Below are 13,683 nucleotides of genomic sequence, written 5' to 3' on the forward strand. Positions count from 1 at the left end.
CGCTCTCGCTTTGAAAAAGCGAAAATTCAAGAAAGGAACCAAAGGCCATTCTTCACGGCCTTTGGTACGACAGGATGGAACCGCGATGAAACTGGAACTTGAATTTGTCCCGCCGGAAGGGGAGATGCGTTCGACGGTGAGGATCGTTCTCAATCCGGTCGGCGAATCGCCGATGAGCGGATTGCCGCTCGTAACCATGAATTGCAAGAGCCTGGAAGAGATCGAAAATCAGGTTCAGGCGATCGAGAAGCAATTGGGCAAGATCCGCAAGGAAGCCGGCAAGTTCTTCGCGATCCCGACGAAATAGATCCACTGGCGCAGTCAAAGGCCCGGACGATGAATGTCCGGGCCTTCCGGATTGATCCTGTCCCAAAAGCGTCCAGCTTTTGGCTATGCTTTAATCGTTGGCGACCGTCCGGGTCTCATAGGAAGAGCCTTCGAGCGCCTTGAAGACCAAGAGGCTGTCGAGGCCGCCGCGAATGGCTTCGAGCGCGCCTTGCAAAAGCTCGAAGGTGTCCTCGCTCAGACCATCATCGAGGTGCTCTTCGACGGCCTCTCCGCATTCCGTCGTGAGTGTGGCGATCTGCTTGATGACCTCTTCCAGGGAGGCCGGCAAATCCCGCCGTCCTTCGGCGGCGCGAACGATCGTATCGCTCAATCTTTCCAGATTTCTCGTCTGGTCGGCCAGCGCTTGCTTGACCAGGGCCTCACGGTCTTCGCTCATTCTCTTCACCCTCTTCGTCACAACGGCGGTCCAGCGTCCGATCCTCGCATGCCGTCGCACGCATGCCCTGAAGGCCGGGGCCATTCTTTGCCGGTCTATAGAGCCAAGCCGCAAGCAATGCCAGTGAGGATTGAACCCTGGCTGGAAAATCGTTCAGTCTTGGCCTTCATGCCAAGCGTCTCGATCGTTAAGGATTCACTCTCAGAAAACCAGCAAATGGTGGGCCGTTTTCACTAAAGACGAAGAGTGGCGGGCCTTGATGGAAATTTTCCTTCCGACATTGGACACAGCAGCGGAAAAACCGACGCCTTTACTCCAAGCCTTCTCATGAGGTCCTTTTCAAAAGGAAACAACTCAGGATCGCAGATTGTGCTCGGCCGCACTTTGGCTGGAATAATGCCGGAATCAAACAGCTTTTTTGCGTCTATTTAATTGGAAAACAGACCTGAATCCTTTACCAATGATGGGTAAAGTGATGTAATTCTCTTTAACCAGCTGCATCAAATTTCCCGCCTTTCGCTGCCCCACGGCGCCTTTAGATCATTGCCTCCCGCCTCGCCTGGGCACTTCAACCTTGGAGCGATCCTGCTTGTTCGCGGCACGTAAACGTATTCTCGTCACCGGCGGCGGAGGTTTCCTCGGCTCCCATCTGTGCAGACGCCTTCTGGGCCAGGGCCATGAGGTCCTCTGTGTGGATAATTTCTTCACCGGCCGGCGGCGCAACATCGCCGATCTGATGGGGCATGACCGTTTTGAGATGTTGCGCCACGATGTGACGTTTCCCCTCTTCGTCGAAGTGGATGCGATCTATAATCTCGCCTGTCCGGCTTCGCCCATCCATTATCAATTCGACCCGGTCCAGACGACCAAGACCAGCGTCGTTGGCGCGATCAATATGCTGGGCCTCGCCAAACGGCTCAAAATTCCGATCCTTCAATCATCCACATCGGAAGTCTATGGCGACCCGACCGAGCATCCGCAAACCGAAACCTATTGGGGTCATGTCAACCCGGTCGGCAGCCGGTCCTGCTATGATGAAGGCAAACGCTGCGCCGAGACATTGTTCTTTGATTATCATCGCCAGCACAAGCTCTCCATCAAGGTTGCGCGTATCTTCAACACGTACGGTCCTTCAATGCGGCCGGACGATGGCCGCGTCGTCTCCAATTTCATCTGTCAGGCCCTGCTGGGGCAGGATATCACCGTCTATGGCAAAGGAACGCAGACACGATCTTTCTGCTATGTCAGCGATCTGATCGACGGCCTCGACCGCTTGATGAACTCGCCACCTGAGGTCACCGGCCCCATCAATATCGGCAATCCGAACGAATTCACCATTCGTGAATTAGCCGAAAAGGTCATCGCCATGACCGGAGCGAAATCGCGCATCATCGAAAAGCCGCTCCCGTCCGATGATCCGCGCCAGAGACAACCCGATATCACGCTCGCCAAAAATGTCCTTGGCTGGCGTCCGACGGTCGAACTCGAGGAAGGGCTGACGCATACGATTGCTTATTTCGACTCCTTGCTCACTGAGGAAGGCAAAAGCAGCGTATCGAGCGAAGGCTGATGCTTTTGACGATGGCTTGATGGTGAGAGCCCTCGATTGTTCAAGCAATCATGACAACAGTCCGCTTATGCGGTCGAGAAGCAGCATTGTTTCGCACTCAAGTGTCACAAGCGATGCTGTCGAGCCTGCCGTGATGGGATGACCGAACTTCAGCAGAAACGCTGCCACCATTTGCGGAAATCTTGATAGAGTTTCTGCGTGAAAATGATCCAAGATGTAGACAGGCTCTGAGGAGGCTCTGTCTCATTGGCTTCTTGAATAATGGTGAGCGTCGTCTTGAGGGTCTTCAGAAGCGAATGATATTGCTTTTCTGACCAAAAAAGGCCTCGATAATAGCTCTTCTGTTCTTGCGCTTGTTTGAGAAGCAGTTTCAGAGCATCGATCGATCGTTCACCCTGACTGTTCAGTTCATAGGACCGGACATGGTTCAGGGGAATACGGGCGGCAAAACCGTTGTGGCCATGAATGCGATAGGCGGCAAGCGGCATATCAATGATCGCGCTGCCGCATATAGCATTGATGCCATAGCAGAAAAAAGCATCGATCGAGTACCGCAGATGAACGAAATCTGGTGTGTTTTCCCAGAAACGTAAAGCATCCCTCCGAAACATCATTGCCGAAGTCGCCGACCAAACCCAGCCGGTATCCCAAGGTTCGACCAGATAAATACGATCCAGCAGTTCACTGGGCACCGCTGGAGGCAGGGGGATGATTTCGCTGGTTGCAGATCGCTGTTGAAATTTGCGATCCGCATGGGTTGTTATAAAGTTGGTCAAGGGGAGGGAAGAGGTTCCCATCAAAATATTCCCTCCCACCTGCAACATGTCTGCGCAAGTGAAGCCTACGGGGATACGCATTGAGACATGAGCGTACACATGGCAGGCAACCGCATGGGGAAGCAAAACATCATCGGCATCGAGAAAAATAACATAGGATCCAGAGGCCTGTTTTAATCCGTCAAGCGCCGCAGCGCTTTGACCGCCATTTTCCGCGCGCCGTATGATGGTGATATTTTTATGCGCGGCTTGGATCCTGTTCAGCGTATTCGCGCTATCATCGGTCGATTTATCATCAACGATGATACATTCAATCAGATCATAGGTCTGTGACAGAACGGAATCAACGCAGCGCTCAAGATAACTGGCGTAATTATAGTTTGAAATAATGATACTGACGAGCGGCTGATCAAATTGATCGGTGACCTTGTAAAAGGACAGATTGAATTTTTTAAGGTCCATTTCCCACCGTTGAAGCCAATTTTGTCCAGGCGATAAGACTGATGATGCAGAATAGAGCTTTTAAAGAGCCATTGAGTGCAAATAAAGGTCGCTTTCTAAGCTGGCGGGTTAACGGTTCGAAGAGGTAATTCCATTGAGTTTCAAGTGGTTATGGATATATCCGCATTCGTGAAAAGATTGGTATTGCCGGTGCGGGGCCAAAGGCATGATAAGAATAGAGCCAGTTTGCTTTGTCTTGGGCGGGACCATTGCACACGTTATTTTGCAAATAAAGTATAAATTCCTGTTGAATCCGCTTTGCCATAGCGCGGCGCCCTTCATGACAGCGCTTCGCAGCACTGGTTCAGTTTCAAACGAGACTCTGAAAAGAGAGTCTGTTTTGTGACGTGATGGCGAAGCGAGGCGTTACAATCATGGTTTCGACAGAAGGGGATGTGTAGTTGGCGCGCGACGAAGGTCTGGAAGAGCTGTTGCGGGAGGACCTCCAGGCAGAGCCGGGATTAACGGAAAAGACCATGTTCGGCGGGCGAGCCTGGTTACTGAATGGCAACCTTCTCTGCTGCGCCCGTGATGACGGAATGCTGGCCAGGCTCGGCAAGGAGAGAGACGGATGGGCACTGGAGATGCCGGATATCGTTCCGATGAAATCCGGCGGCCGGCGCATGCAAGGTTGGGTGCAAGCCGGACCGTCGGCCTTCGGCGATGATGTGCTGCGTCGAAAGCTGATGGATGCCGCTCTCGCCTTCGTCCGATCCTTGCCGGCAAAATAGGTGGGCCGTGCTCAATGACGATGAGGACCGCCCACCAGAACTGAGGGATTTCCCCTCAATCACTCTTTAACCGCTATCCGAAGCGGCTGTCGTCACAAATCGAGGCTGAACGCGCCGTGCGGCATTCGGCGTGCGCGGCTAACAGCGGCGATATCGGACATTTGGCGAGGTGCCTTCCTCTTTGCGCTTCATTTCGATCATTCCGGCAAGCACAAGGAACCCTGGGAATAAATGTTCTGCTTCTGGACCAATGGGGCTGCCGGGTTAACAATATAGCACCGCTATAGACTCGCCTGTATAGCGGTGCTATATTGTTGATATGGACACGCGCGCTACCCTGCTCATTGCGGCTCTGAAGGTTCTTGAGGAAGAAGGCGAGGCACAATTTTCGACGCGCAGCGTCTGCGCTATCGCGAATGTGACCGCGCCTACACTTTACCATCATTATGGGAGCGCTGACGGGCTTTTGAGCGCCGCCATCGCGGAGGCGTTCACGCAGTTCCTCGAAAGCAAAAAGGTGGCGGTCCAGTCCACCGACCCGGTGATGGCCCTTTGCGAGGGCTGGGACGATTACGTGCGCTTCGCGGCGGCGCGTCCCCGGCTCTACGCGGCGATGATGAGCCGCGTTCTCGAGGGCGCTCAAATACCTGCTGCCGAGCAGGCCTTTGCGCTTCTGATCGAGCGCATCGCGGCCATCGCCGCCAAGGGACGGCTCGCTCTCGCGGTCGAAGTGGCCGCCGATCTCATATGGGCGTCCGCGAATGCCGCATCTCTGCTGTACGTAACCGCTCAGCTCCGCAAGACGGCGCCGCCCGCTTCTGCGGTCGTCGAAAACATCCGCGAGAGCGCCATGCAAGCCATCCTGAACATTGAATCAAAAGGTCAATCGCAATGAAAATTCTCGTCACAGGAGGCACTGGCCTTCTCGGCGGCCGCTTGATCCCGAGACTCGTGAAGGACGGTTACCAAATATTCGCCCTCACACGTTCCGCATCGTCTCACGACAAACTAAAGGCATTGGGTGCATCTCCAGTCGACGCTGATCTGGAAAGCAGCGCGCCTCTGGCATTGCCAGCGATCGATGCCGTTGTGCACGCAGCCGCCCTGTTTCGCTTTGCGGGGCCACGCGAGCCCTTTTTTCGCACCAATGTCGACGGCACCGTCGCGCTTCTGAAGGCCACCGAGAAAGCCGGGGCGCAGACCTTCGTCTATATCAGTGCGGCGGGAATCATCATGGATGATGCCGGCACGCCTATCCGCGGTGCCGATGAAAGCGCCCCCATATTCCCGAACCACTTCTCTGCCTATCTGGCGAGCAAGGCACGGGCCGAGCCGTTGGTGCTGGCGGCCAACAAGCCTGGCTTTCGCACGATCGCGCTTCGCCCACCGGCAATATGGGGGCCTGGTGATTCCTTCAGCCGTGAGCTTCCCCGTGTAATAAAGTCCGGGCAGTTCGCCTTCATCGATCGCGGCGACTACGCCTTTGCAACCTGCCATGTGGACAATGTGGTTGAAGCCGTACAATGCGCCCTTGAGTGCGGAGAGGGCGGTCGTGCCTTCTTCATCAACGATCAGGAAAGGCTGACCTTCCGGCAGTTCATCGCGTCGCTCGCGAGCTTGCAAGGTTTATCGATCGATAAGCTGCGGTCGATGCCTTACTGGCTCGCATCTGCTGTTGGCCGAATGCTGGACGCTATCTGGGCCATGACGCGGAGAGAAGGCAATCCACCGATCTCGCGCTCGATGATACGCATGATCGGGCGGGAGTTCAGCATCAACGATGCTGCTGCACGCCGTGAGTTGGGCTATGTCGGAAGGACTTCGCGCGCTGATGGCTTGCGAAGCTATGGGACTCCCCTTCGATCGGCGGATCGATTTCCGTGAGCCGTACCCTGAACTGCGCCCTCGAGAGCCGCATGATCGCGGGCTTCATGCCGAAAGATAACCGACGGATGAATCAATCCCGCCTCTCGTCATAGCGGCGCTGATGCTCCTGGATCTCCACCATGTTCTCGACGGTCCAGTGGATCCCGCTCGCAGCCTGCTGTGGCTGCTTCGTCGGCACGAAGCATCAGGAACGACCACGCCGGCGCCAATACGGAGAAGGTGCATTTCGTCACCCGATATGGCGTGATGAGCAAGTTTTGTGGCATAAAACGCCAATGAGGTGGCGCATCGTTCCCGCTAGGGTTCGTTCATGAGTGCGGCTCATCCCACTGCTGCCGCGCCGAACGGATCACCCGCTTCAAGAAACGGAACAGCGCACATGTCCAACAAAGTCGCTCTCGTCACAGGCGCCTCCTCCGGCATCGGAGAGGCCACCGCGCTCAAGCTGAAGGACTTCGGCTATACTGTTTACGGGGCCGCCCGCCGGGTCGACCGCATGCAACACCTCACCAAGAGCGGCATCCAGATTCTGGCGATGGACGTTACCAACGATGCTTCCATGCAGGCTGGCATCGACGTGATCGTTGCCGAGGAGGGCCGGATCGACGTGCTCGTCAACAATGCCGGATACGGCTCCTACGGTGCTGTCGAAGACGTGCCGATAGAGGAGGCGCGCGCCCAGTTCGAGGTCAACGTCTTCGGCGCCGTCCGGCTAATCCAGCTCGCCCTGCCGCACATGCGCGCGCAGCGCTCGGGCACGATCGTCAACATTACCTCGATGGGCGGCAAGATCCACACCCCGCTCGGCGCCTGGTATCACGGCACCAAATTCGCGCTGGAGGCAATCAGCGATTGCCTGCGCATGGAAGTCCAGCCCTTCGGGATCGACGTGGTCGTGATCGAGCCGGGCGGCATCAAGACCGAATGGGCCGGCATCGCCGCCGACAAGCTGCGCCAGACTTCGGGCCATGGCCCCTATGCCGCGCAGGCCAATGCCATGGCGCAATCCATGGTCGGCGAGGCGAGCGTAAAGCTTCAGTCGCCGCCGCAGCTCATTGCCGACACGATCGCCAAGGCGGTGACTGCGTCCAAGCCAAAGACCCGCTATGCGATCGGTTTCGGGGCAAAGCCGATGATCTTCATGCGCGGCATCCTGTCCGACCGCGCCTTCGACGGCATGATGCGGACGGCGACCGGTATCTCGAAGGTGATTTAAGAAGGAATGAGCATGGCTCAGGTCGACAGATGCAAGGTGCCGCAGGCTTTCTGGCGCGCCGTCGAGCATATCGGCGTACCGCCCGTGGCACTGCTAAGACAGGCGCGGTTGCCCGCGACGCTGCATCTCGGCGGGCAAGCCTTCGTGACGACGGCGCAGTATTTCGCGCTGATGCGGGGATTGGAGGAACTGTCGGGTGATCCGGCCCTCGGCCTCCGCATGGTGCGCGAGGTCGATACGGCGGTCCATCCGCCGTCGAGCCTGGCAGCCTTTTATGCCCGCGACTATCGCGACGGGCTGGCCCGGCTCGCCCGCTTCAAGCGGCTCTGCATGCCAGAGCAATTGCAGATCGTCGAGGCGGGCGGCAACTGCACGATCTCGGTGGACTGGCCCTTCGCTACCGAGGCGGAGCCCGCCATTTCGGTCGACATCACCTTCGCCTCGCTCGTCGAACTGGGGCGGCGGGCGACAGGCAAGGCCATCATGCCGCGCCGGGTGGAGTTCGCGCGACCGGGACCTGCGAGTACGGCACATGCGGACTATTTCGGCTGTCTGATACGCACCGGTACGCATGACCTTCTGGTGCTCGATGCGGCCGATCTCGACCGGCCGTTCCCCGGACACAATCCGGAAATGCTGGAGATGCTGACCCCGGCACTCAGCGCAGCGCTTGGCGAGTTGGAGGCGCAAAGCTCGGTCGCCGAACAGGTAAAGATCGTGCTCAAACGCTGCCTGGCGAGCGGCCAGCCCGGCCTGTCCGATATCGCAAGGCAGCTCGGCATGAGTGATCGCACCCTGCAGCGTCGCATCACGGAGGAAGGCTCGACCTTCCGGGGCCTCCTCGCCGAGGCACGCCGCGATCTCGGTCGCCGCCTGCTCACCGATCCAGCGACCGACATCGACGAGGTGGCCTGCCTGCTAGGCTATCATGACACGACCTCCTTCTATCGCGCCTTCCGGGAATGGGAGGGCATGCCGCCGAACCGCTGGCGGGAGATGCATCTGCCCAAAGGTGCGGCCGTCATCGGCCTTTACTAACCCATTATGTCCAGGCGCGCGGATCGGCGTGTCGCGTCCTTCCAGCGGAGTTTTCTGTCCATGATGCAACGCATCCTTCTCGCCGGCAGCACCGGTCTGGTTGGCGCTCTCGTCGGTGCCCGGCTCGCGACACGTTCCGACATCGATCTCGTCGCTCTCGTCCGGCGGGGATCGTCCGCCCCCGGCAGCGGGATTGATTTCGAGCGGCTGTGCGACGCGCCCGAGGCCATGCTGAAACCCATCGTGTCCGACGGTATCGATGTCGCTATCTCCTGCCTCGGCACAACCATCCGCACGGCTGGATCGCAGTCGGCCATGTTCCGTGTCGACCATGATTATGTGCTCGCCGCCGCCAGGGGCGCCCGCGCATTGGGGGCGCGCCAGTTCATCCTCGTCACCGCCGCAGGGGCCGGTGGCCCCGGCTTTTATTTGCAGACCAAGGGCGCGATTGAGCGCGCCGTCATTGATCTGGGCTTTGATCGGGTGGACCTGATACGGCCCGGATTCCTGCTGGGCAGCCGCAGCGAACGGAGGGTGTGGGAGGCGATCGGCCAGCGGCTCTTCGCGGCGCTCACCCCCGTCTTACTCGGCCCGCTCTCACGCTACGGCGCCATTCCCGCGGAGACGGTGGCGGAAGCGATCGTCGGGCTCGTCGGACGCGAAGAAACTGGACGTTACATTCACCACAATGCCGATCTGCGTCGCATCGGCCGTCGCGAACATGCCGTGCCATAGAGGGAGAACGGCGGCAATCGGTGGGTTTCGGCGGCTAAAATGGAGAAAGAGGCGTCCATATCGGACAATTGGCGGTGTTTGACGCCGCTTCACCTGACCGGAAACGTCACTCCGGTGAGCTCTTCGGAGACGGTCCACAGGCGCCGTTGGACGGCCTGGTCGTAGGAGTCGGCGCTGGAGGTGACCAGCTTCGGATATCCGCGGACTTCACCCCACCCGCCGGGGCCGTAATATTGCCCGCCGAGAACCGCCGGATCGGTGGCGGCGCGCAGCGTCGGCAAGGCGCCCATTTCGGGCTTCTGGGTGAGCAGTGGTGCAAGCCAGCGGATGGGGCCGCGAAACGCGGCCGGCAGGTTTCGGATGAGTTCCGTGTTGGACACGCCGGGATGGGCCGCCACCGCGATTGTGGCGCCGTGGGGTGCGAGCCGGCGCTGCAGTTCGTAGGTGAACATCAGGTTGGCCAGTTTGGACTGGCCGTAGGCGCCGGCGCGGCTGTACGAGCGCTCCCACTGCAGATCGTCGAAATGGATGGCGGCCTGAATACGATGGCCGGTGCTGCTGACCGTCACGACGCGGGAGCCGGGAACGGGCAGGAGACGGTCGATCAGGAGACCGGTCAGCGCGAAGTGGCCGAGGTGGTTGGTGCCGAACTGCAGTTCGAAACCGTCCGAGGTGGTCTGCCTCGGGGTGTACATCACTCCGGCGTTGTTGATCAGCAGATCGATGCGCGGATAGGCGGCCCGCAGGTCGGCCGCCGCCGACCGGATCGAGTCCAGCGAGGTCAGATCGAGCGCTTGGACGGCGACGTCACCCGCGATGCGCGCGGCTGCCTGCCCGCCCTTCTCGACATCGCGGACCGCGAGGACCACTTTCGCTCCATGCGCGGCAAGCATCCGTGCCGTTTCGAAGCCCAGCCCAGTGTTGCCGCCGGTGACGATCGCGATCCGACCGTGCTGGTCGGAGATGTTCTGCTCGGTCCAATTGCCACTCATGGTGCGTTCCTATAGAACCATCGGTCTGTAATAAGGGAATTTAAAGACCGATGGTCTGATGTCAAGAGACCGTCGGTCTTTAATCAAAGGCGAAGGTGTGACTTTCCAGCGGGCACGAAACGAGGAGCAACGGGAGGCCCGTCGCCGGCTGATCCTGGACACAGCGGTAGCAATGCTCGACGAGATGCCTTTGGCCGAGGTGAGCCTCAACGAACTCAGCCGGCGGGTGGGCTTGGCCAAGTCGAACGTCCTGCGCTATTTCGAATCGCGCGAGGCGGTGCTGCTCGAACTGCTGGATGACTTCCTTGGACGCTGGCTCGTCGATCTGGCGGCCGAACTGGCCGGAGGTATCGACGCGCAGGCGGCGCCGGAACTACGGGCAGCTCAGCTGGCCGAGATCCTCAGTTCCTCGCTGGCGGACCGACCGGCGCTGTGCGACCTCTTCGGCGCGCAGGGCGGCGTCCTGGAGCACAATGTCTCGGTCGAAGTGATCAAAAGGCACAAGCGGTCCTCGCTCGGCAGGCTCGCGACCATGACCGAACTCGTGCGACACCATGTGCCGGAGCTTGGCGATGGCGCGCAAATGTTCTGCCTGATGAGCCTTCTCTCGGCAGGCGCGCTGTCAGCCTATGTCCCGCCACCACCCAGTCTCCTTGCCGCTTACGCGGACGAGCCCGCCCTTGGCGCGCTTCATATGGAATTGCGTGATGCTCTGCGGGCTTCCTTCACCTCGACGCTGTTGGGCGTGCTGCCGCGAGCCTAACCGAGCATCAACCAGCCAACGGCTCATCTGCGATGATCAGCACCAGTCGCCACAGGCTGTCAAAACGGCTACCGAGCGCTGTCCCTGACGACTTTCCAGATGTTCGACGGGACGATATCGGCTGGATTCAAATATGATTTGATGGTGCCGTATCGGGCTATAGCGTGGAATCGGTGGTTCCTATCCCGCGTGGTGGTATGCGATGGTCGGTGGTAATATCGGGCCATAGAGGGAAATCGGCGGGGCTGGCGGGCAGCGCCCGACGAAGATGAACCCTACGAAATCACCATAAGCCTATGACGAATATACCTATCTCTCAAATCATGCGGCAAGCGGCGGGTTTCGGCGGCCATGGCGGGCTATAGGTGGTTATGGCGCGCCATAGAGGGCTTCATGCTCCTGGATGATGCGATCCCTTCTTCGCCACGTCGCAGATCGCGTTGATCACCGTCTGGTCGAGTTCGGGTGGCAGGTCGTGTCCCATGCCTTCGATCGGCCTATGGATCGCGTTGGGGATTGAAAGCGCCGTATCGTGGCCGCAGGCTAGCGGGATCAGCGGATCGACGGTCCCATGAATGACGAGCGCAGGCGCGGTGATCGTCGCCAGACGCGCGCGCCGGTCTCCCGCCACCGCCATGGCCGCGATCTGCCGCGCGATCCCGGCCGGATCATAGCAGCGTCCCGCTTCTTCCAGCAGAAGGGCACGATGGACGTCCTCGTCGAACGGATAGGCCGTTCCGGCAATCCTGCGCGCGAAGGCGAGACGCACCGCCAGAAAGCCGTCCGGATCGACAGCGGGATCGGGCGCGGGACGCATCATCATCGCCATCATATCGGGGGCCGCCTGAGGCAGGGCCGGATTGCCCGTGCTCGACATGATCGAGGTTAGCGAAAGGACACGGTCGGCATGTTCGCTCGCCAGGACCTGCGCGATCATGCCGCCCATCGACCGGCCAACGGCATGGACCCGCGCGATGCCGAGCGCGTCGAGGAGACCGGTGGCATCGGCCGCCATGTCGTGAAGCGTATAGGGAACATCGGGCCGTCGCCCCGCCATCAGCGCGACGGCCAGCGCCCCGAAATCCGGCGGGGCCGAAGCACTGAAATGCGTGGAGCAGCCGGCATCCCGGTTGTCGAAGCGGATGACGCGATACCCCATTGCGGCGAGCGCTTCGCAAAAGGGCACCGTCCACCGGAGCATCTGTGCTCCAAGCCCGGAGATCAGAAGGATGGTTTCATCTGTGGAATTGCCGAAACTGTCCCAAGCCAGTTCAATGTCGTTGGCTTTCGTCCGGGTCATGAACTTGTTCCATTCGGACTGAGAGGGAGCCGCAATTCGGAGAGGGGCAGAAGACGCGAATCCTCGATGGCTGCCGCGCGATGACCAAGACCGACGAGATATCCCTCGTTGCCAGCAAAGGAGAGGAAGGACGCGACGCTCGCCTGCCGGACCAGCATCGCCATGTCCCACCGCTCGTCGGCGGGACCGATCAGGAACCCTCCGCCCGCCCCGAGAAACAGAACATCGCCCCCAGTTTCGCGCAAATAGGGCAGCGTATGCCGGACATAGCGGTTGAAGGCCTCGGCGCCGCTGATCGGCATGGCGGGCGCCAGTTCGGGATGGGCGGAATAGTCGGCGGCATCCCTGAACTTAAGCAGATTGAGCATCGCAATGGGACCGGTAAGGCCGCGCTGCATGAACAGCCGGCCGGCTTCCTGTGTCGGCTCGATATACGAAAGGGGTTCGGACCTGCTCATTGGCGTTTTTCCCCTGTCGTTCGGTCTTGATCCGGGTGAGTGGAAGAGCCGAAGGCGAGGCGCATGGCATAGGCCCGGATGTCCTCCGGCCAAGCCGCGATCCGCTCCTCCAACGCGGAGCGGTTGTCCGCGAAAAGGGCGCGCGTCGCCTCCTCGTAGCCGTGCAGGTCACCGGCGATCGCCTGCATGAATCGATACGCGGCCTCCTGCGCCGCCCGCCTTTGCTGGCGCGGATGCAGCGCCTTGCGGGCATCGTCCACGAGACGCCGCAGTGTCGCCGACGCGCCGCCCGGCTGGGTCGCTAGCCACTCCCATTGCCGCGGCAGCAAGGTTACTTCGCGGGCGACAACGCCCAGTTTCGGCCGCCCGCGGCCCCTCTGCCCGTCCTCTGGTTCCCCATTGCCGGAGGTCGCATCGGCTTTGGGACGATAGCGACCCGCATGCGGTTTTGGAGGCTCGGAGAGCCGCTCGAGAATCTCCGCATCGCTGCCGCGTAGATCGAGATCGACGACACAGCCTGTCGCATCGTCGAACACGAGGACCGCATCCGCCGTCCCGGCGGACCGCGCGACCGCAATGGCCACATCCGCCAGCGGACCGGAAAACAGCAATTGCCGGCCAGTGAAAGCCGTGCAGGGTTTGGTCAGGGAATCGGACATATCGCGCTCGCCAGAATGCATGCGCTATTAATACCCGGGTGAAATATCACCGTCAATTATGTCCGGGTAATATACGACTACTTTATCGGACGGCTGGTTCACCGCACGAAGTTCCGCCCTTGATCGAAAGGGATATGGAAGGAAACCGGGGGCGTTCGGCGGTAAGCCGTTCTTAAAATGGGCCATTTCGGCCAAGATGGCGGGCAGCGCCCGATGAAGACGAGAACTATGAGATCGTTATAACCATCTGATATTTATGTGGATACTCATGGTAATGCGGAAATTGGCGGTTTTCAGCGGCATTTAGGTAGCTGATGGCGGCCATAGTGGACG

Annotated in this window: 15 protein-coding genes; 9 read left to right on the top strand and 6 right to left on the bottom strand. The window is 59.6% G+C overall.

Translation table 11 applies throughout. The features are described from left to right. Positions 1-85: 85 nt before the first annotated feature. Positions 86-307 carry a hypothetical protein gene (locus tag BIND_RS00115; RefSeq protein ID WP_012383039.1) on the top strand — a complete coding sequence of 74 codons (222 nt, stop codon included), beginning with the start codon at positions 86-88 and terminating at the stop codon, positions 305-307. A gap of 90 nt (positions 308-397) precedes the next feature. On the opposite strand, the gene BIND_RS00120 is transcribed toward BIND_RS00115, so the two are convergent. Further along, positions 398-724 (bottom strand): hypothetical protein, encoded by a 327-nt coding sequence (locus tag BIND_RS00120; RefSeq protein WP_012383040.1) that lies wholly within the window; start codon positions 722-724, stop codon positions 398-400. Positions 725-1,313: 589 nt separating this feature from the next. On the opposite strand from BIND_RS00120, the gene BIND_RS00125 reads away from it, so the two are divergent. Continuing rightward, positions 1,314-2,294: a UDP-glucuronic acid decarboxylase family protein gene (locus BIND_RS00125; RefSeq protein ID WP_012383041.1), complete on the top strand. Its 981-nt coding sequence runs from the start codon at positions 1,314-1,316 to the stop codon at positions 2,292-2,294. 149 nt (positions 2,295-2,443) lie between these two features. Here the strand turns inward: BIND_RS00125 and BIND_RS19875 are convergent, their stop codons facing one another. Beyond that, positions 2,444-3,532: a glycosyltransferase family 2 protein gene (locus BIND_RS19875; RefSeq protein WP_012383042.1), complete on the bottom strand. Its 1,089-nt coding sequence runs from the start codon at positions 3,530-3,532 to the stop codon at positions 2,444-2,446. 440 nt (positions 3,533-3,972) lie between these two features. On the opposite strand from BIND_RS19875, the gene BIND_RS00135 reads away from it, so the two are divergent. The 6 genes from BIND_RS00135 to BIND_RS00160 all read left to right on the top strand — a co-directional run bounded on the left by BIND_RS00135 (position 3,973) and on the right by BIND_RS00160 (position 9,178). Then, on the top strand, positions 3,973-4,302 hold the full coding sequence (locus BIND_RS00135) for a TfoX/Sxy family protein (protein WP_012383043.1): 330 nt from the start codon (positions 3,973-3,975) through the stop codon (positions 4,300-4,302). Between the two features lie 319 nt (positions 4,303-4,621). Continuing rightward, positions 4,622-5,197, top strand: coding sequence for a TetR/AcrR family transcriptional regulator (locus tag BIND_RS00140; protein WP_012383044.1), 576 nt, complete (start codon positions 4,622-4,624; stop codon positions 5,195-5,197). Beyond that, on the top strand, positions 5,194-6,186 hold the full coding sequence (locus tag BIND_RS00145; RefSeq protein ID WP_012383045.1) for an NAD-dependent epimerase/dehydratase family protein: 993 nt from the start codon (positions 5,194-5,196) through the stop codon (positions 6,184-6,186). The genes BIND_RS00140 and BIND_RS00145 overlap by 4 nt, the downstream gene beginning before the upstream one ends. Positions 6,187-6,568: 382 nt before the next feature. Continuing rightward, positions 6,569-7,405 (top strand): oxidoreductase, encoded by an 837-nt coding sequence (locus BIND_RS00150; protein WP_012383046.1) that lies wholly within the window; start codon positions 6,569-6,571, stop codon positions 7,403-7,405. A 12-nt stretch (positions 7,406-7,417) separates the two neighbouring features. Next, positions 7,418-8,443 carry an AraC family transcriptional regulator gene (locus tag BIND_RS00155; protein ID WP_012383047.1) on the top strand — a complete coding sequence of 342 codons (1,026 nt, stop codon included), beginning with the start codon at positions 7,418-7,420 and terminating at the stop codon, positions 8,441-8,443. Positions 8,444-8,503: 60 nt separating this feature from the next. Next, positions 8,504-9,178: a Rossmann-fold NAD(P)-binding domain-containing protein gene (locus tag BIND_RS00160; protein ID WP_012383048.1), complete on the top strand. Its 675-nt coding sequence runs from the start codon at positions 8,504-8,506 to the stop codon at positions 9,176-9,178. A gap of 89 nt (positions 9,179-9,267) precedes the next feature. Here BIND_RS00160 and BIND_RS00165 read toward each other — a convergent pair whose 3' ends face one another. After that, the gene (locus tag BIND_RS00165) at positions 9,268-10,170 is read right to left on the bottom strand and encodes an SDR family NAD(P)-dependent oxidoreductase (protein ID WP_012383049.1); all 903 of its coding nucleotides are present in this window, start codon (positions 10,168-10,170) and stop codon (positions 9,268-9,270) included. 58 nt (positions 10,171-10,228) lie between these two features. On the opposite strand from BIND_RS00165, the gene BIND_RS00170 reads away from it, so the two are divergent. Beyond that, positions 10,229-10,933, top strand: a complete 705-nt coding sequence (locus BIND_RS00170) for a TetR/AcrR family transcriptional regulator (protein ID WP_244395927.1) — start codon at positions 10,229-10,231, stop codon at positions 10,931-10,933. A 391-nt stretch (positions 10,934-11,324) separates the two neighbouring features. On the opposite strand, the gene BIND_RS00175 is transcribed toward BIND_RS00170, so the two are convergent. The 3 genes from BIND_RS00175 to BIND_RS00185 are packed head-to-tail and all read right to left on the bottom strand — an operon-like array spanning position 11,325 to position 13,350. Next, positions 11,325-12,233 carry an alpha/beta fold hydrolase gene (locus BIND_RS00175; RefSeq protein WP_012383051.1) on the bottom strand — a complete coding sequence of 303 codons (909 nt, stop codon included), beginning with the start codon at positions 12,231-12,233 and terminating at the stop codon, positions 11,325-11,327. Beyond that, entirely contained in the window at positions 12,230-12,691 is a 462-nt protein-coding gene (locus BIND_RS00180; protein WP_012383052.1) for a hypothetical protein, read from the bottom strand. Before BIND_RS00180 ends, BIND_RS00175 begins: the two co-directional genes overlap by 4 nt. Then, positions 12,688-13,350, bottom strand: a complete 663-nt coding sequence (locus BIND_RS00185; RefSeq protein WP_012383053.1) for a DUF2239 family protein — start codon at positions 13,348-13,350, stop codon at positions 12,688-12,690. Before BIND_RS00185 ends, BIND_RS00180 begins: the two co-directional genes overlap by 4 nt. Positions 13,351-13,683 lie beyond the last annotated feature (333 nt).

The organism is Beijerinckia indica subsp. indica ATCC 9039, assembly GCF_000019845.1.
Taxonomy (GTDB): domain Bacteria; phylum Pseudomonadota; class Alphaproteobacteria; order Rhizobiales; family Beijerinckiaceae; genus Beijerinckia; species Beijerinckia indica.